The organism is Streptomyces sp. TRM68416 (genome assembly GCF_014596915.1).
Taxonomy (GTDB): domain Bacteria; phylum Actinomycetota; class Actinomycetes; order Streptomycetales; family Streptomycetaceae; genus Streptomyces.
Genome location: NZ_JACVWU010000032.1, coordinates 1 through 25462 on the forward strand (window position 1 = coordinate 1; position 25462 = coordinate 25462).

General features: G+C 69.5%; 20 protein-coding genes and 1 pseudogene. 16 read left to right on the forward strand and 5 right to left on the reverse strand.

What is annotated here, in order from left to right; genetic code table 11:
• The first annotated feature begins 708 nt into the window (after positions 1 to 708).
• The 8 genes from ICC28_RS35440 to ICC28_RS35475 all read left to right on the forward strand — a co-directional run bounded on the left by ICC28_RS35440 (position 709) and on the right by ICC28_RS35475 (position 12670).
• Positions 709 to 1731, forward strand: a complete 1023-nt coding sequence (locus ICC28_RS35440) for a LacI family DNA-binding transcriptional regulator (RefSeq protein ID WP_188292931.1) — start codon at positions 709 to 711, stop codon at positions 1729 to 1731.
• 135 nt (positions 1732 to 1866) lie between these two features.
• Positions 1867 to 3111 (forward strand): extracellular solute-binding protein, encoded by a 1245-nt coding sequence (locus ICC28_RS35445; protein ID WP_188292932.1) that lies wholly within the window; start codon positions 1867 to 1869, stop codon positions 3109 to 3111.
• A 20-nt stretch (positions 3112 to 3131) separates the two neighbouring features.
• Positions 3132 to 4121, forward strand: coding sequence for a carbohydrate ABC transporter permease (locus tag ICC28_RS35450; protein ID WP_188292933.1), 990 nt, complete (start codon positions 3132 to 3134; stop codon positions 4119 to 4121).
• On the forward strand, positions 4118 to 4954 hold the full coding sequence (locus ICC28_RS35455; protein ID WP_188292934.1) for a carbohydrate ABC transporter permease: 837 nt from the start codon (positions 4118 to 4120) through the stop codon (positions 4952 to 4954). The genes ICC28_RS35450 and ICC28_RS35455 overlap by 4 nt, the downstream gene beginning before the upstream one ends.
• 138 nt (positions 4955 to 5092) lie before the next feature.
• The gene (locus tag ICC28_RS35460) at positions 5093 to 6844 is read left to right on the forward strand and encodes an amylo-alpha-1,6-glucosidase (RefSeq protein WP_188292935.1); all 1752 of its coding nucleotides are present in this window, start codon (positions 5093 to 5095) and stop codon (positions 6842 to 6844) included.
• Positions 6845 to 6897: 53 nt separating this feature from the next.
• Positions 6898 to 8775 (forward strand): RICIN domain-containing protein, encoded by a 1878-nt coding sequence (locus ICC28_RS35465; RefSeq protein WP_188292936.1) that lies wholly within the window; start codon positions 6898 to 6900, stop codon positions 8773 to 8775.
• Positions 8776 to 9041: 266 nt separating this feature from the next.
• On the forward strand, positions 9042 to 10916 hold the full coding sequence (locus tag ICC28_RS35470) for an RICIN domain-containing protein (protein WP_188292937.1): 1875 nt from the start codon (positions 9042 to 9044) through the stop codon (positions 10914 to 10916).
• A 356-nt stretch (positions 10917 to 11272) separates the two neighbouring features.
• A complete protein-coding gene (locus ICC28_RS35475; RefSeq protein ID WP_317454156.1) occupies positions 11273 to 12670 on the forward strand; it encodes a ricin-type beta-trefoil lectin domain protein in 1398 nt (465 codons plus the stop codon).
• A 243-nt stretch (positions 12671 to 12913) separates the two neighbouring features.
• On the opposite strand, the gene ICC28_RS35480 is transcribed toward ICC28_RS35475, so the two are convergent.
• Together ICC28_RS35480 and ICC28_RS35485 are read right to left on the reverse strand one after the other, a co-directional pair.
• On the reverse strand, positions 12914 to 14206 hold the full coding sequence (locus ICC28_RS35480) for an NAD(P)/FAD-dependent oxidoreductase (RefSeq protein ID WP_188292939.1): 1293 nt from the start codon (positions 14204 to 14206) through the stop codon (positions 12914 to 12916).
• A gap of 34 nt (positions 14207 to 14240) precedes the next feature.
• Positions 14241 to 15161 carry an ornithine cyclodeaminase family protein gene (locus ICC28_RS35485; protein ID WP_188292940.1) on the reverse strand — a complete coding sequence of 307 codons (921 nt, stop codon included), beginning with the start codon at positions 15159 to 15161 and terminating at the stop codon, positions 14241 to 14243.
• A 136-nt stretch (positions 15162 to 15297) separates the two neighbouring features.
• Here ICC28_RS35485 and ICC28_RS35490 point away from each other — a divergent pair, with 136 nt between their 5' ends.
• Together ICC28_RS35490 and ICC28_RS35495 are read left to right on the forward strand one after the other, a co-directional pair.
• Complete coding sequence (locus ICC28_RS35490; RefSeq protein WP_188292941.1) at positions 15298 to 15990, forward strand: GntR family transcriptional regulator; 693 nt, start codon at positions 15298 to 15300, stop codon at positions 15988 to 15990.
• A gap of 150 nt (positions 15991 to 16140) precedes the next feature.
• A pseudogene (locus tag ICC28_RS35495) lies at positions 16141 to 16722 on the forward strand (amino acid ABC transporter ATP-binding protein); the annotation flags it as partial.
• Here ICC28_RS35495 and ICC28_RS41370 read toward each other — a convergent pair.
• Positions 16699 to 16974 carry a hypothetical protein gene (locus ICC28_RS41370; RefSeq protein ID WP_317454157.1) on the reverse strand — a complete coding sequence of 92 codons (276 nt, stop codon included), beginning with the start codon at positions 16972 to 16974 and terminating at the stop codon, positions 16699 to 16701. The pseudogene ICC28_RS35495 and the gene ICC28_RS41370 sit on opposite strands and share 24 nt — an antisense overlap.
• Positions 16975 to 17011: 37 nt before the next feature.
• On the opposite strand from ICC28_RS41370, the gene ICC28_RS35500 reads away from it, so the two are divergent.
• Genes ICC28_RS35500 through ICC28_RS35510 form a run of 3 tightly spaced genes read left to right on the forward strand, consistent with a single transcriptional unit; the run spans position 17012 to position 19195 of the window.
• Positions 17012 to 17656: an amino acid ABC transporter permease gene (locus ICC28_RS35500; protein WP_188292942.1), complete on the forward strand. Its 645-nt coding sequence runs from the start codon at positions 17012 to 17014 to the stop codon at positions 17654 to 17656.
• A 21-nt stretch (positions 17657 to 17677) separates the two neighbouring features.
• On the forward strand, positions 17678 to 18307 hold the full coding sequence (locus ICC28_RS35505) for an amino acid ABC transporter permease (RefSeq protein ID WP_188292943.1): 630 nt from the start codon (positions 17678 to 17680) through the stop codon (positions 18305 to 18307).
• 60 nt (positions 18308 to 18367) lie between these two features.
• Positions 18368 to 19195 (forward strand): substrate-binding periplasmic protein, encoded by an 828-nt coding sequence (locus ICC28_RS35510; RefSeq protein WP_188292944.1) that lies wholly within the window; start codon positions 18368 to 18370, stop codon positions 19193 to 19195.
• A gap of 178 nt (positions 19196 to 19373) precedes the next feature.
• Here the strand turns inward: ICC28_RS35510 and ICC28_RS35515 are convergent, their stop codons facing one another.
• Positions 19374 to 19706, reverse strand: coding sequence for a hypothetical protein (locus tag ICC28_RS35515; protein ID WP_188292945.1), 333 nt, complete (start codon positions 19704 to 19706; stop codon positions 19374 to 19376).
• Positions 19707 to 19949: 243 nt separating this feature from the next.
• On the opposite strand from ICC28_RS35515, the gene ICC28_RS35520 reads away from it, so the two are divergent.
• The 3 genes from ICC28_RS35520 to ICC28_RS35530 are packed head-to-tail and all read left to right on the forward strand — an operon-like array spanning position 19950 to position 24396.
• Positions 19950 to 21344 carry a CapA family protein gene (locus tag ICC28_RS35520; RefSeq protein WP_188292946.1) on the forward strand — a complete coding sequence of 465 codons (1395 nt, stop codon included), beginning with the start codon at positions 19950 to 19952 and terminating at the stop codon, positions 21342 to 21344.
• 36 nt (positions 21345 to 21380) lie between these two features.
• Positions 21381 to 23114, forward strand: coding sequence for an ABC transporter permease (locus ICC28_RS35525; protein WP_188292947.1), 1734 nt, complete (start codon positions 21381 to 21383; stop codon positions 23112 to 23114).
• A 46-nt stretch (positions 23115 to 23160) separates the two neighbouring features.
• Entirely contained in the window at positions 23161 to 24396 is a 1236-nt protein-coding gene (locus ICC28_RS35530; RefSeq protein WP_188292948.1) for an ABC transporter ATP-binding protein, read from the forward strand.
• Between the two features lie 7 nt (positions 24397 to 24403).
• Here ICC28_RS35530 and ICC28_RS35535 read toward each other — a convergent pair whose 3' ends face one another.
• The gene (locus tag ICC28_RS35535) at positions 24404 to 25399 is read right to left on the reverse strand and encodes a LysR family transcriptional regulator (protein WP_188292949.1); all 996 of its coding nucleotides are present in this window, start codon (positions 25397 to 25399) and stop codon (positions 24404 to 24406) included.
• Positions 25400 to 25462: the final 63 nt, after the last annotated feature.

A 25462-nucleotide genomic window follows, 5' to 3' on the forward strand; every position in this document is an offset into this window, starting at 1 on the left:
CCTCACGGAGTACCCCCTTGGAAACCTTTGGGGCTGGAGCCGGGGTGGAGAGGGACGAAGGGGCACCGAGAATAGTGGTCGTAATTTCGAACGAAGTTCGTGATCTCGGCCAGAAGATAAGTTCCTCACGTAACCCAGTCAACGCTTCTGTCGCAGGTAATTTCCGGCGCTGGTCACAGACCAGGTCCGGAGGCGGCTCGGGCGTTCCCGCGGCGCGCGGTCGGCGCGCGGGGGCGTCGCCGACCCAACGATGGTGGCGTCCGCGGGCGTCGAGCCGATGGTCGGGGTGCGGCGGGCGCCTTGCTTGCAGACCTCGTTCATCGCGGGGGGCCCGCTGCGCCCCGGCTTGAGCTCGGCCCGTCATGGCCGCCCTCGGGTTCTCGTCGTCGGCCCGCAGTGCCTGCTGTTCCGCACGATGCCGACGCACGGGGAGAATCCGCCCACCGGGAGGAGTACGCCGTCGCTGGTCGAACCGGTTCGGAGAAGTTACCAGCGGGCAAAAAATGCACAGCAATACCCCGAACCAGGTTTCTGATTCGTTAAAACAGCTCGGTTCCAGGCGTTGACAGCCGTCCGAGGACCCTCCTAACTTCACTTCACGCGAACCGGTTCGACAATCGGTACGCCTCAGCCCCTTCTCCCACCCCGGGGCTGTCGGACTGCTTGAAGCGGTTCGAGCGCTTCATGCAGTCCGAGCAAGGAGTCGCCGTGAACATCGGTGAGATCGCCAAGCGGGCCGGTGTGTCCCGCAGCACCGTGTCCGTCGCGTTGAGCGGCAAGCGTCCGGTGTCGGAGGACACCCGCCTGAAGATCCAGCGGGTGATCGACGAGCTGGGCTACCGGCCCAACGCCAGTGCGCGGGCCCTTGCCAACGGCCGGACCAGCACCCTTGGTCTGGTCTTCCCGCCGGCTGGCAACCACTACACCGGCATGCAGCTGGACTTCATCGGCAGCGTGGTCGAGGCCGCCGCGGCCCACGACTACGACGTACTGCTCTCTCCGAGCGGTGTGGACAGCGACCGCTCGTTCCAGCGGCTGCTGGGGGAGCGGCGGGTCGACGGCGCGATCCTGATGGAGATCCGCCTGGAGGACGACCGGGTGGAACACCTGAACGCGGTGGGCTTCCCCTGCGTCGCCATCGGACGCACCGCGCACCCGGAAGGCACCTGGTCGGTAGGCCTGGACCACACCGCGCTGGTGGAGGCCTGTGTCCACCACCTCGCGGACATGGGCCACCGCAGGATCGCCTTCGTCAACCGGCCCGAGCAGCTGCTGAGGGCCGGATACGAGTCAGCCCACCGCGGTCTGGACGGGTTCACCAAGGCCGCGGCGGAACGCGGGCTCACCGTGCGGACGTACTGCTGCGGGGACGACGCCGCCTCCGGCCAGGCCTGCCTGGAGCAGATCCTGTACGACGATCCCGCCACCAGCGCCCTCGTCACCATGAACGAGGCCGCGCTCGGCGGTCTCTACCGGGGGCTCGCGCAGGCGGGCCGCCATGTGCCGCGCGACTTCTCCGTCACCGGAGTCGCGGCCGGCCGGTGGGCGGAGACGGTGACCCCGCAGCTCACCGCGGCGGACGTACCGGCGGAACAGATGGGCCGGCTCGCCGTCGACCTGCTCATCGAGCGGCTGGACCACCCGGACGCCGCCCCTCGACACCACCTGCTCGCACCACCGATCTCACTGCGGTCCAGCACCGGACCCGCCGCCACCGGCCCCGCCCACTAGCCGCACTCACCCACGCCACCTCATTCCGGCCCCCTCATCCCGGCCCACTCCACCGCAGCTCTTTTCAACAGGCTCAGCCATCGCTGATCGCCCCTCCCACGGCACCCCCTTGCCCGAAACACAGAGGAACACGCAATGAACAGAACCACCAGACGGCGCCTGACCGCCGCAGCCATGACCGTCGTCGCCGTCGCCACCGGCACCACCGCGTGCTCCTCCGGTTCGGGCAGCACCTCCACCGAAGGGGCGGACAGCGGCACCTACACCATCTGGGACCCCTACCCGCAGTTCGACAAGAGCTCGGCCTGGGCGAAGCTGCTGGACGACTGCGGCACCACGGCGGGCGTGAAGATCAAGCGGACCGCCTTCGACACCAGCGACCTGACGAACAAGGCGCTGCTCGCGGCCCAGCAGGACAACTCCGCGGACGTCCTCATCGTCGACAACCCCGTCGTGTCCACCCTGGCCGAGGCGGGCGTACTGACCACGACCGACGACAACAAGCTGGACACCTCGAAGGTCGACCCCAACCTCCTCGCCGCCGGCCAGGCGGGCGCGAAGACCTACGGCACGCCCATCGGCGCCAACACCCTTGCCCTCTACTACAACAAGGAGGTGCTGAAGGAAGCCGGGGTGGACATCGCCTCCGTCAAGGACTGGACGTCGCTGACCGCGGCGCTCGCGAAGGTGGAGAAGGCCGGCAAGAAGGGCATCACGTTCTCCGCGATCGGGACCGAGGAGGGCAGCTTCCAGTTCCTGCCGTGGTTCTGGGGCTCGGGCGCTCAGCTCACCGACATCGCCTCGGGCGAGGCGGTGTCCGCGCTGTCGCTGTGGAAGGAGTGGCTGGACAAGGGGTACGCGCCCAACTCGGTCATCAACAACACCCAGACGACCAGCTGGCAGGAGTTCTCGAGCGGCGACTACGCCTTCGCGGAGAACGGCACCTGGCAGCTGGCGGGCGCCGAGAAGATCGGCTTCGACTACGGGGTCATCCCTGTCCCCGCCGCCTCGGGCGGCAACGCCGCGGCCCCGACGGGCGGCGAGTTCGTCACCATCCCGGTCCAGGGCGACACCGGCCGCTACACCACCTCGCAGAAGCTCGTGTCCTGCCTGACCAGCACCGAGAACCTCCTCACCACCGACACCACGCTCTCCTACGTGGCCCCCACCACCGAGGTCCAGGACAAGCAGGTGGCGACGAACGCCAAGCTGAAGCCCTGGGTGGACGCGGTCAAGGCGGCCAAGGGCCGCACCAGCGACGACCTCGGCACCAAGTACCCGAAGATCTCCGAGCAGTTGTGGAAGGCCGTCCAGTCCGCCCTGAGCGGGTCCGCCTCGCCGAAGGACGCGCTCTCCTCGGCCGAGTCGGCCGTCAAGTAACCAGTGTCAGAGGCCCGTTGATGAAGCACACGACACAGGTGCCGGACCGGGCACCGGTGCGCGAGGGGGACGGGGCGGTCACCGCCGCCCCGCCCTCGCCCCCGGCCGTCGCCGGGACCGGACGTCGGCGCACGTCCCCGCAGTGGGCCGCCTGGGGCTTCCTCGCCCCGGTCACCCTCTACCTCGTCCTCTTCTACGCCTATCCGCTCTACCGCAACCTCGACCTGAGCCTGCGCAACTACACGGTCCGCTCCTTCGTCCAGGGCGACGCCCCCTTCACCGGCCTGGCCAACTACCGCACCGTCCTCGACGACCCCACCTTCGCCCCGGCCCTCCTTCACACCGTGGTCTTCACCGCGGCGTGCCTGGTCTTCCAGTACGCCATCGGCCTGGCCCTCGCGGTCTTCTTCCACCAGCACTTCCGGCTCTCCGCCACCCTGCGCGCTCTGTTCCTGGTGCCCTGGCTGCTGCCGCTGATCGTGTCCGCCTCCACCTGGTCGTGGATGCTCAACAGCGACTCCGGTGTCGTCAACGCTGCTCTGCACGCCGTCGGTATCGGGCCGGTGAACTGGCTGACCTCACCGTCGTGGTCGCTGACCTCGGTGATCGTCGCGAACATCTGGATCGGCGTCCCCTTCAACCTGGTCGTGCTCTACAGCGGCCTCCAGTCCATCCCCACCAGCCTGTACGAGGCCGCCGCCCTCGACGGCGCGAACGCCTGGCGGCGGTTCTGGAGCATCACTTTCCCGCTGCTGCGCCCGGTGTCCGCGATCACCCTGCTGCTCGGGCTGGTCTACACGCTCAAGGTCTTCGACATCATCTGGATCATGACCAAGGGCGGCCCGGCGGACTCGTCCACCACCTTCGCCACCTGGTCCTACCAGCTCGGCTTCGGCAACCTGCTGCCCGCCTTCGGCCCCGGCGCGGCCGTCGGCAACCTGCTCGTCGTCGCCGCCCTGGTCTTCGGCCTGATCTATCTGCGGGCCGAGCGAAAGCAGAGGATGTCATGACAGCCGTCGCCGTACGCGGACGCACCCGTACAGGGTGGAAGACAGCCCTCGGGCTCCTCCTGACCGCGATCATGCTCTTCCCGGTCTACTGGATGCTGAACGTGTCCTTCACCCGCGATCAGGACATGCGCAAGAGCCCGCCGGACCTGTTCCCGGTCCAGGGCACACTGGACGGCTACCGTGCCGTGTTCGACCAGCAGTTGCCCTACCTCGGCACCAGTCTCGTCATCGGGCTGGGCACCGTCGCGCTGACCGTGGCGCTGGCCGCCCCGGCCGGCTACGCGCTGGCCAAGCTGCGCCCGCGCGGCGGGGGGCTGCTCAGCTTCCTGTTCCTGGTCGCCCAGATGATCCCCGGCATCATCATGGCGATGGGCTTCTACGCCATCTACCTCCAACTCGGCCTGCTCCAGTCCGTCCCCGGCCTGATCGTCGCCGACTCCACCCTGGCCGTCCCCTTCGCGGTGCTGATCTTCACCGCGTTCATGTCCGGCATCCCCGGCGAACTGCTCCAGGCCGCGCAGATGGACGGAGCCGGGCCGCTGCGCACCTTCCGGTCCATCGTCCTGCCCATGAGCCGCAACTCGATCGTCACGGTGTCGCTGTTCGCGTTCCTGTGGTCCTGGTCCGACTTCGTCTTCGCCAGCACCCTCGCGAGCGGCGGTGCCCACGAGCCGATCACGCTCGGCATCTACCACTACATCGGCAACAACAACCAGGAGTGGAACGCCATCATGGCCACCGCCGTCGTGGCCTCGCTGCCCGCCGCGGTCATCCTCGTCCTCGCCCAGCGCTACGTCGCCGCCGGCGTGACCGCCGGAGCTGTCAAGGACTGAGCTTCCCCCGCCACCGTTTCCCGCCGATCCGGTCCTCACGGCCGGGACCCGTACCCGGCGGCCGGTGTACCGCCGTCACAGCCACACGGCGGACCGCCGATCGCCGACCGCCACTGCCCAAGAAACGAGTAACGCCCCATGACCGCCGCCCCGTCCGGCCCGGCCTTCTCCGTCCACGACATCCCGTTCAGCACCTACGGATCCTGGTTCGGCATCTCGTCCGTACTCGCGGAGAAGACGCGCGCCGAGGACCTCCACCTCGTCTCGCACCAGAACGGCATGCACGCCGTCCTGCGCCTGGTTCCCTCCGACGCGTCGACGGGCGAGCGGGCCGAGACCCGCGTCGTGGCGACATCGAGCCTGCTCAGCTGGGTCCACGAAGCCGGGCGCATCGACCTGGCCTACGAGTCGCCCGACACCGTACGGGTCCGTGGCGAGGGCCTGGCCCTGCGCATCACCGCGGCGGCGCGGGCGCTCACCCCCTTCAGCGGCACCTACCTCTACGACGACCCGGTCTCCGGCGCCCATGTCTTCACGTCGTACGAGACCGGGCGCCGCTGCCGGATCACCTTGCTGTCCGGAGCCGTGACCGGCGCGTCCGGCGCCCAGGCCCTCGGCAGCGCCGAGCGCGGCCTCACCGTCGCCGCGGGCCCGGACGGAGCCTGGGAGATCGCGGTGGAGGAACTCGACACGGCGCGGGCGCCCTACGTCTCGTCCGCGACCTTCGGCAAGGTCGCGGAGGCCGCCCGGAACGCCTTCGCGGACTTCGTCGACGAGGTGGCCCCCTGGCGCTCGTCCGCCACCCCGGCCGCCGAACTCGCCGCGTACGTGCTGTGGTCCGCGACAGTGCGCCCGGTCGGCCTGGTAACCCGGCCGGCGGTGCTGATGTCGAAGCACTGGATGGACAAGGTGTGGAGCTGGGACCACTGCTTCAACGCCCTGGCCCTGGCCCCGGGACACCCGGAACTGGCCTGGGACCAGTTCTCCCTGCCCTTCGACCACCAGGACGAGAGCGGGGCCCTGCCCGACTCGGTCACCCACTCCGAGGTGCTGCACAACTTCGTCAAACCCCCCATCCACGGCTGGACCCTGAGACACCTGCGCCGACGGCTCTCCCTCACCCCGGAACAACTGGCCGAGGCCTACGACAGGCTGTCCCGCTGGACGGACTTCTGGCTCACCGCACGGCGTGCGCCCGGTGCCACCCTGTCCCACTACCAGCACGGCAACGACAGCGGCTGGGACAACGCCACCACCTTCGACCCCGAGCGCGTCGTCGTCACCGCCGACCTGGCCGCCTTTCTCACCCTGCAACTGCATGAACTCGCCGCACTCGCGGACGAGTTGGGGCTGCCGGACGACGCCCGCTGGTGGACGCGGACGGCCGAGGCGACGCAGGCGGCGATGCTGGAGGAGCTGTGGACCGGCGGCCGGTTCGTCGCCCGCTCGGTCGGCAGCGGGGACACCTGGACCAGTGCCAGCCTCCTCGACCTGATGCCCATCGCGCTGGGCGAGCACCTGCCGGAGGACGTCAGCGCCGTTCTGGCCGACCGGATCGAGGCCCACCTGACCCCGCACGGCCTGGCCACCGAGCAGCTCAGCTCACCGCACTACCTTTCCGACGGCTACTGGCGCGGCCCGATCTGGGCGCCGTCCACCGTCCTCGTCGAGGACGGTCTGCGCCGCGCCGGCCACCAGCGGCTGGCCGACGACATCAGCGCCCGCTTCCGTGCCCTGTGCGAGACGTACGGCTTCGCCGAGAACTTCGACGCCGTCACCGGCACGGGCCTGCGCGACCGCGCCTACACCTGGACCGCCAGCAGCTATCTCCTCCTCGCCGAAGCCCACGCTCTCCGGCACACCGCTCCCGCCGCGCACACCGGCGGATGAAAGACCCCCTGGGCCGTCCCCGCCCAGGCAGCACCCACACCGGGAGACCCGCAATGCCCGCACCCCGCATCCTTCCCGACCCGCCCGGCGACACCGGCAGACCGGCCCGCGCGGGAACCCGCCTGCGCGCCGCCACCGCCGTCACCGCGCTGCTCGGCTCACTCGCGGCCGTCGCCCTGCCCGCGGGCACGGCGCAGGCCGCCGACACCACCGTCACCGTCGACTTCGCCACCGCCGGTGGCGCCCCCGGCTACGGGGCCTCGGGCACGCTCTACGGCATGAGCCCCGACGGCTCGCTGCCCCAGGAGCACTTCTACAAGGACATCAAGTGGAAGTTCATGCGGGCCGGCGGCGCCCAGCTCAACAGCGGTGGCTACGGCACCAGCCTCGCCGCCTACCAGACCCGCTGGAACTCCACCCTGGCGCAGTACAACCGCACCAGGACGCTGGGCGGCACTTTCGTCCTCCTGCCGCACGACCTGTGGGGAGCCGACAGCACCACAAGCCAGGGCTGGCCGGGTGACAACGGCGACTGGACCCGGTTCAACGACTTCCTCGACCAGCTGATCGGGGACGTACAGGCCAACAACATGACCGTCCAGTGGGACATCTGGAACGAGCCGGACAACCGTCCGTTCTGGGGGCCGTCGCAGACCCAGTACCTGGAGATGTGGAAGAGGGCCCACCAGAAGATCCGGGCGGCCTTCCCGAACGCGGTCGTCGTCGGCCCCAGCACCTACCGCAGCCCCGCCGGGACCGCCTCGTCCTGGTGGAACACGTACCTGGACTACGTCAAGGCCAACAACGTCGAACCGGACATCTACAGCTGGCACACCCTGCCCGGCGACCCCGTCAACGACGCGACCGCCGTCAGGTCCAAGCTGGCGGCCCGGTCGATGACCACCAGCCGCTCCTTCCAGGTCAACGAGTACGGCAACACCAACGAGCAGAACCCGGGCCGTGGCGGCTGGTACATCTCCCGCCTGGAGCGGGCCGGAGCCGACGGGGTGCGGGCCAACTGGGCCTCCGCCGGCAACCTGCACGACTTCGCGGCGAACCTGCTGACCAGGACCGGCAGCCAGTACCTGCCGCTGGGGGAGTGGTTCCTGTACCGCTACTACGGCTCTCAGACGGGCAACATCGTCAAGTTCACCCCGGGTACCGGCACTGACGGCTTCGCCACCAAGGACAACACCGCCAAGAACGCCAAGATCCTGCTCGGCAGCAACGGCAACACCGGCAACGTCACCGTCAATCTCGACCGCCTCGACACCACGTCCCTCGTCGAGAACGGCCGGGTCCGCGCGGTCGTCCAGCGCGTCCCCAACAACGGCGGCGGCGCCGTGACCGGCCCGGTCACCGTCTCCGACCAGCTTCTGACCGTCGGCGGCAACTCCGCCTCCGTCACCGTCCCCTGGACGAACGCCTCCGACGGTTACACCGTCACCCTGCTCCCGCCGTCGAACACGACCGTCTCCACGGTCGCCGTCGCCCAGCACAGCGGCCAGTGCCTGGACGACACCAATCTGTCCACGGCCAACGGCACGCAGTATCAGCAGTACCACTGCGAGGGCGGTTACCAGCAGATGTTCGACTTCAAGCCGGTGGCCGGCAAGGCGAACACCTACACCGTGGTGAACCAGTACAGCGGCAAGTGCCTTGACGTCAACAACGCCTCCACCGCCGACGGTGCCTCCGTCATCCAGTGGACCTGCACCGGCGGCACCAACCAGCAGTTCGTCCTGCGCCCGGTGACGGCGCTCGGCAACAGCAAGGACTACCAGCTGGCCGCCGCCCACAGCGGCAAATGCCTCGACGTCAGCGAGATCTCGACCGCGCCCGGCGCGAAGATCCACCAGTGGACCTGCGACAGCGCGAGCGAACTGACCAACAAGCGCAACCAGATCTGGCGCCTGCAGGGTATGGGCTGACCTCAAAGCGCGCCGGGCGGGGACTCCGGTCCCCGCCCGCACCGCGTACCTCCGAGAGACCAGACCTGCCCCGTCGGCGCACAACGTCCCGGCCGTGAGGTCCTGCACCGCAACGGCGAACTCCTCGTCGCCTTGCCACGAGCCCACCTGTCTCTTCCGCAGCCGCAGCCGCAGCAGAAGCAGAAGCCAGGACGACCGGCGGCCGAAGACCTCCTGGGCCGAGCCGTGCCCAGGAAGCACCCACCTTCTCGGGAGACCACATGCGTATGTCCCGTGTTAGCTCACCGTCCACAAGCATCGGCGGACCAGCCTCCCCCGGAGGCCGCCACCTCCGCCGGACCACCGGGCTCGTCGCGCTGCTCGCATCGCTCGCGGCCGTCGGCCTTCCCGGAACCACCGCGCAGGCCGCCGACACCACCGTCGCGGTCGACTTCGCCACCGCCGGGGGCGCCCCCACCTATCGGGCCTCGGGCACGATCTACGGAATGTCCGAGAACGGCTCGCTGCCCCAGGAGCACTTCTACAGGGACATCAAGTGGAAGTTCATGCGGGCCGGCGGCGCCCAGCTGGACAAGCCCGGCGGCTGGGTCGCCGGCAAGTACGACCGCCGGTGGAACTCCACCCGCGCCCAGTACCAGCGCACCAAGTCGCTGGGCGGAACCTTCGTCATCCTGCCCCACGACCTCTGGGGCGCCGACGGAACCACCAGCCCCAGCTTCCCGGGCGACAACGGCGACTGGTCCGCCTTCGACGCCTTCTACGACCGCCTCATCGCCGACGCACAGGCGGCCGGCATGTCCGACATCGAGTGGGACATCTGGAACGAGCCCGACATCAACGCCTTCTGGGGACGGTCGCAGTCCCAGTACCTGGAGATGTGGAAGCGGGCCTACCAGAAGATCCGGGCGGCCTTCCCGAACGCGGTCGTCGTCGGCCCCAGCAGCGCCTTCAAGCCCGGGTCGAACGGTTCGTCGTGGTGGGACACGTACCTGGACTACGTCAAGGCCAACAACGTCGAACCGGACATCTACAGCTGGCACAACCTGCCCGGCGACCCCGTGGCGGACGCGAGTGCGGTCAAGGCGAAGCTGGCGGCCCGGTCGATGACCACGAGCCGCCCGTTCCAGGTCAACGAGTACGGCAACACCAATGAGCAGAACCCGGGCCGTGGCGGCTGGTACATCTCCCGTCTGGAGCGGGCGGGAGCCGACGGTCTGCGCGCCAACTGGGCTTCCGCCGGCAACCTGCACGACTTCCAGGCGAACCTGCTAACCAAGAACAGCACGGGCCAGTACCTGCCGCTGGGGGAGTGGTTCCTGTACCGCTACTACGGCTCCCAGACCGGCAACATCGTCAAGGTCACCGCGGGCACCAACACCGACGGTCTGGCGACGAAGGACAACACCGCCAAGAACGCCAAGATCCTGCTCGGCAGCAATGGCAACACCGGGAACGTCACCGTCAATCTCGACCGCCTCGACACCACCTCCGTGGTGGAGAACGGCCGGGTCCGCGCGGTCGTCCAGCGCGTCCCCAACAACGGCGGCGGCGCCGTGACCGGCCCGGTCACCGTCTCCGACCAGCTTCTGACCGTCGGCGGCAACTCCGCCTCTGTGACCGTCCCCTGGACGAACGCGTCGGACGGTTACACCGTCACCCTGCTCCCGCCGTCGAACACGACCGTCTCCACGGTCGCCGTCGCCCAGCACAGCAACCAGTGCCTGGACGACACCGGCCTCTCCACCGCCAACGGCACGCAGTATCAGCAGTACCACTGCGAGGGCGGTTACCAGCAGATGTTCGACTTCAAGCCGGTGGCCGGCAAGGCGGATACGTTCACGGTCGTCAACCAGCACAGCGGCAAGTGTCTGGACGTGTCCGGCGCCTCCACCGCCGACGGTGCCGCCGTCATCCAGTGGACCTGCACCGGCGGCACCAACCAGCAGTTCGTCCTGCGCCCGGTGACGGCGCTCGGCAACAGCAAGGACTACCAGCTGGCCGCCGCCCACAGCGGCAAGTGCGTCGACGTCAGCACCATATCCACCGCGCCCGGCGCGAAGATCCACCAGTGGACCTGCGACAGCGCGAGCGAACTGACCAACAAGCGCAACCAGATCTGGCGCCTGCTCGGCAAGAGCTGACGGGCGGCGGACTGCTCGCCCACCAGCACACACATTGACGAACGTCGGCCGCCGGTCGTGGGACCTCGCCGGGTCCCACGACCACCAGGTCCTGGCGGTCGACCTCGCGAGGGCGACCGCAGATTCGCCGCCCCGGCCCCGACGCATACCACCCCTCTGAGACCACCGTTCACGAGCCGCAGACAGCCCGACAGCCACCTTCGCCACACCGGAGAGGGCCACAGCGAGCCGTCTGAACAGCGGCTGCCACGGCAGCCCGTCCCGAGAGGAAGACAATGTTCCGCTCCTGTCCCACCCGCACCCCCCGCGATACCCGCTCCGAAAGACGCCCCGGGCAACGGCGTGTGCTGCGCCGGGTGTTAGCGGCGACACTGACCGCGCTGTTCGCCATACCCGCCGGCGTGCTGTCCGGCGCGTCGCCAGCCGGCGCGGCCGATCCGCTGAACTCCGCCCAGTTCGGCGGCGTCAACTGGGCCCGCCCCGGAGACAGCTTCGTCAACGCCCCCGTCGTCCCCGAGGGCCTGAGCGTGTCCGACAGCTACGCGACCGTCAGGGCGAAGGCCGACGCCATCCTCACGGGGTTCCAGCACGACGGTGCCAACACCGTCCGGTTGCCGATCAACAAGTACTCCGTGCCCGGTACGACATGGGGCGACGCCTACACCGGAGCCGTCGACGCCGCAACCGCCAAGGGCATGAAGGTGATCCTGGGCTACTGGGAAGAGGTCCCTAACGGCAAGGTCGACGACACCGCCGCCTTCAACGCGATGTGGGACCCGGTCGTCGCCAAGTACGCGTCCAACCCCCTGGTCTCCTTCGAGTCGTTCAACGAACCCCGCGGCTACACAGCCGCCCAGTGGGCCGACGTCGCCGCCGCCTGGATCGCGCGCTACCCGTCGGTCCCCAGGAACCGGATCGTCGTCAGCGGCAGTGGCTTCAACGATGACGTCACGACCGTGTGCGGCGACAGCCGTCTGGACGGGACGTACGTGTCGCTCCACTTCTACGCGTTCAGCCACACGCCCAGGTCCTACGCCGAGTGGGTGACCCTGTTCAAGAGCAGGATCGGCTCCTGCGGTTCGCGCACCATCCTGGACGAGTTCGGCGGCCCGATGGACGACGGCCGCGACTACAACCAGGCGGGCAGCTCGGACAACTTCGTCCTCTACATGCGCGCGGTCATCGACACGGCCCACGACCTCGGCATGGGCTCGACCTACTGGCCGGCCCTCGGCGGCAAGCACACCATGCGGCCGGACTACGACTGGTACTCCCTCTACGCCCTGCACGGCACCGGTACCGACCTGACCCTGAGCGTGCGCAACCCCACCCAGATGGACCGGCTCAAGTACCTCTGGGGCCTCGCTCCCCGCACGCCGCTCACCGCGCTGAAGAGCGTCGGCGTCCCGGGCTGCCTCGACATCCCCGGAGGCACCCAGCAGAACATCACCCAGGTCCAGATCTGGAACTGCACCGGCGCGACACACCAGCAGTGGACCAGAACCGCCACCGGACAGATCACCGTCTTCGGCGGAGCCAAGTGCCTGGACGCCCTGGGCAACGGCACGGCCAACGGCACCAAGGTCGTCATCTACGACTGCAACGGCCAGGACAACCAGAAGTGGACCTTCTACTCCGACGGCACGGTCCGCGGCGTGGAGTCCGGCCTCTGCTTGGACGTGAACCAGTCCACGTCCAAGGTGCAGCTCTGGTCCTGCTGGGGCGGCACCAACCAGAAGTGGCAGATCGCCTGATCCGCCCGGGGCCGCCAAGGGCCTCACCAGGCCGTGGGCGCCCATATGGGTCGGCCAGGCCGAATCCGGCGGGGCCGGTGCCGAGCAGGCCCCGGCCCCGCTCCTCTGGTCCGCGGTCAGCCGTCCGGCGCCGCCTGGTCCGTCCGGTGCACGGCGGCACACCCGGACACTCGCCGGGAGACGGGGCGGCCTCCGCGACGGCCGAGCGCCGCCCCGGCCGTAGCTCGGCGGCGGACAACCGAGTCAGCGTCGGTTGTCCGCCGTGCTTCGGGCGCGCCGCACGCCGAAGCGCCGGGGAGAGAAGGGGAGCGCCGTGCCCGCCGAGTCGGCTCGCCGTCGGCCTCCGGCTACCTCCGCGGCGATGATGTCCGCGGTGACCGGCGCGAGGGTGACTCCGAGCATGCTGTGTCCGCTCGCGACGAGCACGTTGTCCTTGCCCGGCAGCGGGCCGATGACCGGCAGCCCGTCCGGTGTCATCGGACGCAGACCGGTCCAGCCCTGCGGCTGTGCCGCCGCGGGGAAGTCGGGCAGGTAGGCGTGGGCGGAGCGCGCGATGCCGCGCAGCCGATGCGGGTCGATGGCCGCGTCGGAGCTGCCGAACTCCATCGTCCCGGCGAACCGGAGCCGGTCCGACAGGGGAGTGACGGCCACCTTGGCCTCGCCGAGGTACACCGAGTGCCGCAGCGTGACCGAGCCGCTGGTGTCGTCGAAACCGTATCCCTTGCCGGGCCGGATGGGCAGGGCGTGTCCGGCCAGCCGCGCGAGCGGGCCGGTACGCACTCCGGCGGCGAGGACGAACAGATCGCCCGGGACCTCCTCGCCCGCGGCGAGCACCGAGGTCACGCTGCGGCCGTTCGATCGGACGCCGGTGACCGGGCTGCCGTGCAGGAAGCGGACGCCGAGTTCCCGGCAGCGCTCTTCCAGGCCCCTGACCAGACTCGCGGGATCCACGTGTCGTTCCTGCGGGCAGCGCAGACCGGTCAGTACCCGTCGGATGAGCGCCGGTTCCAGGTCGCGGAGCTCGTCGCCGGAGAGCGGGATCGCGGTGTGGCTGATCCGTTCCATGGGCGCCGAGGCCGACCGGTACTCCTCCATGGTGTGCCGGGTGGTGAAGACCAGGAGCTGGCCCACGCGGTGGTGCTCGAAGCGCACGCCGTCCTTGTCGTACTCGTCGAACAGCTGAAGCGTGCGCTCGTTGAGGGAGGTGAGCGCCTCGACACCGGACGCGAAGTCCCGGGGATTGCAGTGGCGCAGCATGTTGATCATGAAGCGCACGTGTTCGGGACGGGGGGAGGGGCGTACGTACAGGGGGCTGTCCCTGCGGGCCATCCACCGCAGGGCCTGTCCGAGCATCCCGGGGGCGGGCACGGGAGTCGACATGATCGGGACGATCCATCCGGCGTTGTGCTCCGATGCCCCCGCCGTCCCGCCCGGCGCCGCGTCCACGACGGTGACGGCCAGGCCGTCCAGGGCGAGCCGGTACGCGGTGGCGAGCCCGATCACGCCCGCACCGACGATCACTGCGCTGTCTGTCATCGCTGTCCTTCTCGCGGTTCGCGGCCGTGCCGTGTCAGGCGAGGAACTTGTCGGCCAGGAGGCGGGCGAGGGCCCAGTCCTGCACGGCGACACCGACGGACTTGAACACGGTCCGCTTGCCGTACTCGGCGCCGGGGGCGCTCAGCGCGGTGCCCAGTTCCGTGAGCGCGTCCTTGGTGATGGCGCCGGCGTCGAGGGCGTGGATGATCTCGCCGGACTCCTCCAGGACGGCGTCCAGTTCGTCGATGACGACCGTGCTGTCGGCGAGCAGTTCGTCGGGCAGTTCCCGCATGGTGGGGCGGTACGCGCCGATGGCGTTGACGTGCACCTGCGCGGGCAGCGCCGACTCGGGGAAGAGCGGGCTGGTCGCGTTGGTCGCGCAGCAGACGATCTCGGCCTGCCGGACAGCGGCCACCGCGTCGGTCGAGGTGAGCAGGTCCACCCCGGCCAGTTCGGGTGCCAGGCGTTCGGCGAGGTCCCGCGCGCGGGCCGGTTCGGCGTCCACCACGGTCAGCTGCCGCAGGGGCCGGATCGCCTGGACGGCGCGGACCTGGTCGGCGGCCTGTCCGCCCGCGCCGATCAGGGTCAGCCGCCCGGCTTCGGGCGGGGCGAGCAGGTCGGTGGCGACCCCGACGACGGCGCCGGTGCGCAGGGCCGTCACCGCTCCGGCGTCGGCGATCAGCTGGTCCAGGCGGCCGGTCTCGCACCAGGTCACGGTGCCCGCGATGGCGGGCTTGCGCGCGAAGTCCAGGCTCAGTGTCTTGATCATGGCGGAGGCGGTCGACCGGTGGTGGGCCGACATCACCAGGAACTGGCCGTCCCGCAGCGCGGTGCGGGTGGGCATCTCGAACTCCCCGCCGGCCAGATCGACGAAGGCCTGCCGTACGGCGTCGATCGCCTCTTTCATGGTCACGGCCTCGCGGATCTCGGGCTCGCCGACGGTCATCGCCTTCATGGCACTCCACTTCCTCGTCGCGCTCTTCGCTTCCTCGCGGGTCCGCGGGAGGAGAGCTTCAGTAAGGTATTACACCTTACGCACTACGGCAAGCGGCACGGCTTACGGGCCCGGTGTTCTGTGTTATGCATGGCGTATGACTACTTCTCGCCCGGTGGGGGCGCCCGCGCGCGGTGCGCAGCTCAAGTCGGTCAGTCTCCGTCAGCAGGCACGCGAGGCGCTGCGCACCCGGATCGTGCTGGGCCAGATCGAGCCCGGGAGCGTGGAGAGCGTCATCAACATCGCCTCCGAGCTGGGGGTCTCGGTCACGCCGGTCCGCGAGGCCGTCATGGACCTGGCCAATCTGGGCATGGTGGAGGTCATCAGGAACCGGGGCTTCAGGGTCCCGGTGCTCACGGACCACGACCTCGAGGAGATCTTCCGGGTGCGCACCATGCTGGAGGTCCCGGCGATGGTCGAGCTCGCCGAGCAGGCCGATCGGGGGGCGGTGGAGCGGTTCCGGGAACTCGCCGAACAGATCACCGACGCCGCCCGCGAGGGGGACCTGTTCGCCTTCCTGGACCGGGACCGGCAGTTCCACCTCGGGCTGCTGGAGCTGCTGGGCAACCGCCGCCTGGTGGCCATGGTCGGTCAGCTGCGCGACCAGGCGCGCATGGAGGGCCTGCAGAAGCTGGCGGACCAGGGTGAGCTCACCCAGTCCGGCGAGGAGCACATCGCCATCGTGGACGCCATCACCTCGGGCGACGCGGAGCTGACGGCCGAGCTCATGCGCAAGCACCTCACCCACAGTCGCGGCATCTGGGCCGGCCGGGCGGAAGAACAGGTCTGACCCTTTCGGGGCCGGCGGCGGCGCCCCATCGCCGTCGCGCGGCGGGCCCACTTGGATGTACCCGCCCGTTATGTGACTCCGCTGTGATCGCAACACGATGGTGATCCGAGCGCGGGATCCGGACCCTTGACAGTCACCGGCCCGCCCCTGATGCTCAGTGAGGTATTACACCTCAAGGCCCGAGTGGTTCGGCCTGTCCGCCAAGCCCGCGCCTGCGCCGAGCCCGGCCATCCGGTCGACGGGTGGCCCAAATCGGGGACAAGAACCTTGGCAAGCAAGAAGAAGGCCATCGAGCTCACTGATGTCGTGAAGAAATTCGGTGACCACACCGTCGTCGACCATGTGTCGCTGTCCGTGGCCCAGGGTGAGGTCGCCGCGATCATCGGGCCGAGCGGTGCAGGGAAGAGCACGCTGCTGCGCTGTGTCAATCTGCTTGAGACGCCTGACAGCGGAACCATCGTCGTCGCGGGCACGAGCATCGACGCGGGCAGCCAGATCAAGTCCAGGGACCTCGCGAAGCTGCGCAGCGTCGTGGGCATGGTCTTCCAGTCGTTCAACCTCTCCCCGCATCTGACCGTGCTGCGCAACATCACCCTCCCCCAGGAACAGGTGCTCGGCCGCAGCCCGGCACAGGCCCGGGAGCGCGCGCTCGCGCTGCTGGAGCGTGTGGGCCTCGCGGCCAAGGCCGAGCAGTACCCGAACCGCTGCTCAGGCGGACAGCAGCAGCGCATCGCCATCGCGCGCGCCCTGGCCCTCGACCCCGAGGTGATGCTCTTCGACGAGCCCACCTCCGCGCTCGACCCCGAACTGGGCCTGGAGGTGCTGAACGTGATGCGGGAACTCGCCGACGACGGCATGACCATGGTCGTGGTGACGCACGAGATGGAGTTCGCGCGAGACGTCTCCGACCACCTCGTCGTCATGGCCGACGGAGCCGTCCTGGAAGAGGGCAAGCCCGCCGACATCTTCGCGGCGCCCGCGCACGCCCGGACCCGGCAGTTCCTCAGGGCGGTGGACCGCGATGGGGTCGGACCTGTTTCTCGCGGTACTCAAGGGGGTGCCGACGACGCTGCTGCTGACCGGCGCCAGCCTCGGGATCGGTATCGTCGGCGGCCTGCCGTTCGTCGCGGCCCGTGTCTCGAACCGGCGGCTGCTGCGCGCGCTGTCCCGCTCGGTCATCGAGGTCTGCCGGGGCATCCCGCCACTGGTGTGGCTGTTCATCATCTACTTCGGCCTGGGCGAGTCGTTGCCAGGGATCGATCCGCTGCAGGCGTCGATCGTCGGCATGGGAGTGATCTCCTGCGCCTACATGGCCGAGATCTACCGCGGCGGACTCACTGCGGTGCACCACGGACAGTGGGAGGCGGGCCGGGCTCTGGGCATGAGCGGCCTGGCCATCGTCCGCAAGATCATCGCCCCGCAGGTCTTCCGGATCTCCGTGCCGGCGACCGCCAACTACGGCATCGGCCTGTTCAAGGACTCCTCGGTGGCCTTCACCCTCGGGGTCCAGGAGATCCTCTTCTACGCCAACCAGGAGTCGCGCACGACCGGTGACGCGATCAGGCCGTTCCTGGTGGCGGCCGTCCTCTACATCGTGCTGTCGACGGTGTGCGCGGTGCTGTCGCGCTCCCTCGACCGGCGCCTGCAGCGAAGGGTGGCCCGATGAGCTTCCTCACCGACTGGTCGGATGCCTTCCCCCCAGCTTCTGGACGGGCTCAAGATCAGTGCCAAGCTGGTCGCGGGGGCTCTCGCCCTCGGTCTGCCGCTGGGTCTGCTGCTGGCCCTCGGCTCGGCGTCACGCGTCGTACCGGTCCGCTACGCCGTCATCGGCCTCGTGGAGATCGGACGCGGCACCCCGGCTCTGGTCATGCTGCAGATCGTCTACTTCGGCCTGCCCGAACAGGGACTGTCACTGACCTCTTTCGTCTCCGCGACGCTCGCCCTCGCCCTGACCACCGGCGCCTACGCCAGCGAGATCATCCGCGGCGGCCTGCAGTCCGTTCCGCAGGGCCAGCTCGAAGCGGCGGACGCCCTCGGCATGAGCCGGCTGTCCGTGTTGCGCTTCATCGTGATCCCGCAGGGACTGCGTGTCGCCGTCCCGGCCCTCATGGGCCTGTCCATCCTGATCTTCCAGGCCACCTCGCTCGCCTACTCGATCGCCGTGCCCGAACTGCTGGGGGCCGCGTACTCGTACGGGTCCTCCACGTTCAAGTACCTGAGCGTCCTCTCCCTCGCGGGCCTCATGTACCTCGCCGTCACCATCCCCGCCAGCTGGCTGTCGGAGCGCGTCGAGCGCCGTCTGGCCCGGCACGTCTGAGCACCCGTCCCGGGGCACGAAAACACTAGGGAGAAACATGAACAGCGGTTCCCGGCAGCCATGGCCGCCGTCTCGCTCCTGGCCGTGGCCACGCTCTCGGGCTGTGGCGGCGACTCGTCCACGACCACCGTCGCCGCCGACTGCAAGCCCCAGCACGAGTTCAAGACGCTGACGGACGGCACCCTCACCGTGGTGAGCTTCGACCTTCCGCCCTTCAGCAAGGTCCAGGGCAACGACATCACCGGCGTCGACGGGGACATCGTCAAGGCGATCGCGAAGATGGAATGCCTCACCGTGACCGTCAAGGCCGCCGGCGCCGCCGCCGTCATCCCGACCGCGCAGGCCGGACGGGCGGACCTGGCGGCCGGCGACTGGTACCGCACCGCGGAACGGGCGAAGGTGCTCGACCTGTCCGACCCGCTCTACCTGGACGACATGGGCCTGGTGTCGGAAGAGGGCGTGACCGCCATCCCGGACCTCAAGTCGAAGGGGTACACGGTCGGGACGGTGGAGGGCTACCTGTGGGTCGCCGACCTCAAGGACTACCTCGGCGGCAAGCTGAAGACGTACCCCTCGGGCGTGAACTGCTACCAGGACCTTGAGGCCGGCCGCGTCGACGTGTGCGTCGACGCCTACGGTGGCGCCGTGTACGCGACCAAGGGCAAGGACCTGAAGGTCGAGAAGGCCGAACCCTTCGACAAGGTCGCCGCCTCCATCGAGGCCGCCCAGGCCACCTTCCCGATGCCCAAGGGACACGAGGACATGCTCAAGGCCGTCAACGAGGACATCGCCGCCCTGCGCAGCAGCGGCGAACTGGCGAAGATCCTCACCAAGAACGGCTTGGAGGCCGGCGCGGCCGAGGTCGGAGAGCCGCGTCTGATCGGCTGACCGTATCCGTCCCGGGACGACCGCCGGAGGGCCGATGCGCTCACCGGCGGTCACCGGTTCGGGAGGACGACGAGTTGAAGGTGGCGGTCGCCGACTGCTCGGGCCGCGACTACGCGTCACGCCCGCGCGCGATGAGTACGTCATGCCGCACGGCGGCTTCCGGGATCGGCACGCTCGTTCACCCAGGCGCGAGCCGCCCGGCCGGGCCTGCGGGAAGCCGGTCGCCGTCGGAACGGGTCAGCGCAGGAGCATCAGTGTCGTCGCGGCGGCCGTCGCCGCCCCGCCCGCCCGGGCGAACGTGCGCGGAGGGGAGGCCCGGGGCACTGCCCCCGAACCGGGCCACGGCCCACGGCGCGACCACGGGGAAGGCGCCCGCCGCCCAGCCGTCCGACGCCAGGTGCTGGTGACCGTGGGTACTGGCGCGATCCACCCGCCACCGCACGAACAGCAGCCCAGCCATGCCCAGCAGGTCGTCGTCCCAGGCGGCCCAGCTCATCGTGGCGGCCGGCACGGCTGGCTCCCCGTCGCCAAGGGCGTTCTCGAATCATGTCGCCCGCACTCACAGCCGTGCGTGGTCGAGGTTGTGGTGGCCGGGACCGGGCCGGTGATAACCGCCGCTGATAAGTGGAGTAGGAACCGTGGACTTCTCGGGATGTCGACGCCGACCTAACCTGACGAAAACCCGATGCCAGAGGGTGTCGCCGCGTGGCCGCGTGCGACTGCGTCCAGCAATTCGGAAGGAAGTGCAGGTCCTATGTCCCAAACCGCCGAATGGTCGGTCGCGATTGCCGGCGAGTGCATGGTGACCAGGCCGTTCTCGATGCACTCCGAGAAGGAATTCCTGGGTATTCGCGAGCTGTTCAGCGGAGCCGACGTCGCTTACGCGCATCTGGAGATGAACTTCGGGCGCTTCTCGGAAGTCCACCCGGGCCGCGGCGACTGGTACGGCAGTTACATGCTGGCCGATCCCGGCATCGCGCGGGAATTGCGCTGGCTCGGCGTAGACGTGATGTCGACGGCGAACAACCACAGTCTGGATTTCGGCGCGAAAGGCGTGCTTTCCACGGCCGAGGCACTGCGGGGCGCGGACCTGGCGTGCGCGGGCACCGGCCGGGACCTGGACGAGGCACGGACCCCGTCCTTCGTCGAGACGCCCCGCGGCCGCATGGCGTTGATCTCCACGACCTCCGGCAACCGCCCGCACGAGTGGGCGGGGCGTCCCAAGGAGACCATGGCGGGCCGCCCGGGGATCAACCCACTGCGGGTCACCACGACGTACGTGGTCCCGCCGGACGCCGCCCAGCACCTCAGGTCGGTGGCGGACCGGCTGAACATCCTGCGTACGAGCAAGGACTGCAAACCGGGCAAGACCGGCCGGAAGCTCACGCCGGACGAGTTCCAGTACAACCTGCCCGGAGGTCAGTCGGCCGCCGGCGAGATGGTCTTCCGCGAGGGCGACACGTACGAGATCCTCACCGAGTGCCACCTGGGCGATCTGGACGGGAACCTGCGCTCGATCCGGTCGGCGGCCGCCATGGCCGACCTGGTCATGGTCGCCCACCACTTCAACATCTCCGAGGGCCCGCGCGGCGACCGGCCGCCGCGCTTCGTCAGGGAGTTCGCCCACCGTGCCATCGAGGCCGGCGCGGACATCTTCGTCGGGCACGGGTGGCACAAGACACTCGGCATCGAGATCTACCAGGGCAAGCCCATCTTCTACGGACTGGGCAACTTCTTCGCCCAGTCGGAGTTCCTGGAGCGCGTTCCGTACGACAGCTACGAGACCTGGGGCCACGACGTCGACGCCCTGCCGACGCTCACCCCCGATCTGCACCCCCTGCACCCAGGGCTCGACACGCCCTCCACCACGTGGTGGAGTTCGGCCGTGATCGATGTGCGCTTCACGGACGGCCGGCTCATCGACGTCACCCTGCACCCCGTCGAACTCGGCCGCGAGGTCTCCAAGGAGGCGAAGATCACCCGCGGTACCGGAAAGGCGGCGCAGCACCCACTCACCGAGGGGCGGCCGCTGATCGCGGACCTGGTCAACGGCGCCCGCGTGCTGGAGCGTTACCGGCAGCTGTCCGCCGAGTACGGCACGCCGGTCGAGATCGACGGCAATGTCGGCCGGATACGGCTCGGGGACTGACAGGGCACGGTCACGGATCAGGAGGCTGCGCGACGCATGGTGACGCTCACTCAGCAGGAGACCTCCCCGCCCCGCGAGAACAGGATGCCGGCCAGGGGGCAGTGGGCCCCCCGGGTCCTGGTGGCCCTGGTGGTCCTGCTCCTCGCCGTCCTGGTCTTCCTTCCGACCGCGCTGGTGTTCGTCCGCGCCGTCTCCGAGGACCCCCGCAACCCGCTGTCCACGTTCACCCTCGAAGCCCTGGCCGACTCATACGGCTCGGCCCGGATCTGGCGTGTCCTGGCCGAGACCATGGCCATGTCGTTGACGTGCGGAATCCTGGCCACGGCTCTGGGCGGGGTCCTGGCCTGGATCCTGGCCCGCACCGACGTACCCGCCAGGCGCACCTTCGAACTCGTCGTGATCGCGCCGCTGTTCCTGTCGCCGTTCATCGGGGCGCTGGCGTTCCTGGAACTGGGCGCGCCACGCACCGGCCTGCTCAACCAGCTCGCCCGGGACATCGGCCTGCCCGGATGGGTGTCGATCGACGTCATGACCTTCCAATGGCTCATCGTCATCCTGGCCCTGCACTACGTGCCGTACGGCTATCTCCTGGTCTCCGGAAGCCTCCAGAACATGGACGCGAGCCTGGAGGAGGCCTCGCACATGAACGGGCGGGGGACTATCCAGACGGCACTGCGCGTCTCCCTGCCGGCCGTACGGCACGCGATGCTCTCGTCCGTCATGTTCGTCACCATCAGCGCCACCGGCATGTTCTCCGTGCCGGCGCTGCTGGGCGCCAAGATGTCCTTCCACCCGCTGGCCGTGACGGTCTACCGGGCCACGAATGGCTACCCGAGCGACTACGCCCTCGCCGCCGCCCTGGGCACGATGATGGTGCTGCTCAGCGTGGTCGGCCTGTGGCTGTACCAGCGGGGCCTCAGGCAGGCGTCGAGGTTCGTCACCGTCACGGGCAAGTCCCAGAACAGGAAGCGGATACGCCTCGGCCGCCGGGCCAGGTACGCGGTGATCTTCCTCCTCGTCGGCTACGCCCTCGTCACCACCGTGCTGCCCTACGCCGCGCTGTGCCTGCGCGCCTTCAGCACCTCCACCAACCTCGACGACATCCACCCCACCACCCGGATCGTCAGGGACGTGCTGGCCACACCCGAGCTGAAGAACGCGCTGGCCAACACGGTGCTGGTGTCCGTGGCCACGGCCCTGTGCACGGTCGCCGTGGGAATCCTGACCGCGTACGTCACCGAGCGGATGCGGCACCGCGGTTCCGGCCTGCTGAACGCCGTGGCGATGTCACCGCTGGCCGTTCCGGGCATCGTCTTCGCCACCGGGGTGTTCGCCCTGTACCTCGGCACACCGCTCTACGGCTCGCTCACCATCATGGTGGTGGCCTATGTGGCGTCGTACCTGCCGCACGCGACCCGCGTCATGGGCAACGGCTTCGCGCAGATAGACAAGTCCCTGGAGGAGGCGTCCCGGATGTGCGGCGCCGGCCAGGCGCGCATGATGACCACCATCCTGCTGCCACTGCTCCGGCCGTCGATGGCCGCCGGCGTGATCATGGTGTTCCTGTTCACGGTCCGCGAGATCAACACCGCGATCCTGCTCTACACGCCCGACACCATGCTGCTGTCCATCCTGTCCTTCAACTACGCCCAGCAGGCTTCGCTGCCGGCGGCGGCCGTGGTCGGCCTCTTGGAGACGGTGCTCATGATCGCGTGGATCGTCGTGATGCGGGCCCTGCTCCGGCCCGGCAAGCTGCACCAGCGCGCCTGACCCGCACGGACAACGCCGTAGACACACGAACGAGGTGAACAGATCGATGAACGAGCCGCACCGCAACCCGGCGCCGGACCAAGGCCTGGTGGTGAGGGGACTCTTCGCCGACTACGGCCGTACGACGGCGGTTTCGGACCTCGGTCTGGAGATCGGCCGGTCCGAGTTCGTCACGCTCCTGGGCCCCAGCGGCTGCGGGAAGACGACGACACTGCGCTGTGTCGCAGGCCTGCACACCCCGCGCTCCGGGGAGATCACCCTGGGCGGTCAACCGCTCTACTCCCGAGGCGTCAACGTCCCGCCGCACAAACGGGACATCAACATGGTGTTCCAGTCCTACGCCGTGTGGCCGCACATGACGACCCTGCAGAACGTGATGTACGGCCTGCGGGCGCAGAAACTGCCGAAGGCGCAGGCGCGGGCCAGGGCCCAGCAGATGCTGGAACTGGTCGGCCTCGCGGAGTTCACCGGGCGCAACGCGACCGACCTCAGCGGCGGACAGCAGCAACGCGTCGCCCTCGCACGGGCGTTGGCCACCGAGCCGGGCCTGGTCCTCATGGACGAGCCGCTGAGCAACCTCGACGCCCAGCTCCGTGCCCGGATGCGTGACGAGATACGGCAGATCCAGCGCCGTACAGGGATCACGGTGCTCTACGTGACGCACGACCAGTCCGAGGCCCTGTCGATGTCCGACCGGGTGGTCGTGATGAACCGGGGTGTCATCCAGCAGGTCGGCGACCCCTGGGCGCTGTACCACCGGCCCGCCAACGGATTCGTGGCGACGTTCGTCGGCGAGGCCAACGTCGTTCCGGGCGTCGTCGCCGGGATCGGCACCCGGACCTTCTCGGTGCGGGTCCCTACGCTCGGGCCGGAGACGGTGCTCGACGTCGTCCGCGCCGAGGGGGACGACCGCCCGGCCGTGGGCGCGGCGGTCTCCCTCGTCTTCCGCCCCGAATGGGCGCGGGTGTCGAGGGAGACGGAGCCGCTTCCGGCCGCCGTCGACGGCAACGAGTTCCGGGCCCGCCTGGTGGCCAGCGAGTTCCTCGGCGACCACTTCGAGCGCACCTACGAGGCCGGGGAGCACCGGCTGCGCGTCCAGGCCGTCACCGGACCCACCTCCCGGCCCCCGCGGATCGGGGCCGAACAGGCCCTGACGGTGACACCGGAGAACCTGACCTGGTTCCCCGCGGAGGACGCCGAGCCGCGCGAGACGGGGGACGTTGAGGCGTCCGCGGACGAGGAGTCCTCCTCCGCGGTGCCGACCGAGGTCATCGGCGGCTGACCCCGGATCAGGCCGGTACCGGCGCCGCGGCGCGGGGTGACGGGCTCAGCGAGGACTCGACCTTGGCCGGCAGCAGGCCGAGGAACACCCGCGCCGCCTGGGCGACCGCGCGCTCGGGCGGGGCCAGGATGACCGCACCCCGCAGGAGGGGAAGTCCCGGCGCGGTCACCACCCGCAGGAGCCCGGCGCGCAGATCCTCCCGCACACAGAACTCCGGCAGCACGGCCAGGGCCAGCCCCCGGGTGACGTAGGTGCGCATCGCCTCAAGGCCACGTGATTCGAGTACGACGTGCAGTGAGGCGCCGACCTTCTCGGCCCAGCGTTCCACCAGCTCGCGGCTGCGCATCCCGTCCGCGAAGGTCGCGAAGTCCGTGTGCGCGAGGTGGGCGATCCGGTCGATCTGGGGAAGGGCGTGGATGCGGTCCTCGGGACGGGCGTAGAGGTACATCCGCTCCTCGATCGTGCCGAGCGCGGGGAACTCGCTCGGTGCCGGATAGCGGCAGATGCCGAGGTCCGCGCGTCCCTCGGACAGAGCCTGTGTGCAGGCCTGCCGCGACGGCTCGTGCTTGATGACGACGCGGACGGACGGCGCCGTCTCCTTCATGGCCATGACGGCCTCGACGAGCAGGTGCTTGATGTGGTCGGAGTCGCTGACGACCGTGAGGGTCGAGTTCTCCGGCAGGTCCTTCATCTGCTCCAGCCGCTGGTGGAACAGGTCGGTGCGCGTCAGCACCTCCTCGGCGAAGGCCAGGAACTCCCGCCCGGCGGCGGTCAGTTCTGACCGGGAACCCTGGCGGCGTTCGAGCAGGGTGCAGCCCAGCAGACGTTCGAGGTGGCGTATCCGCTGGGAGACGGCGGGCTGGGTGAGCGCCAGCTCGGCGGCCGCGGCCCGGAAGGACCCGGCCCGGGCGAGGGTCTGGAAGGTGAACAAATGGTCGAACGTCAAGCCCGAGACCAGCCTTTGACGGCTGGTGTGACGCCAGTTGCCGCCGGGGAACGCCATCTTCTCCTCCTGTCGCCGGGCACGCCGCGAACCCGGAAGTGGGCGCCTCCCGCAGGGCCCACT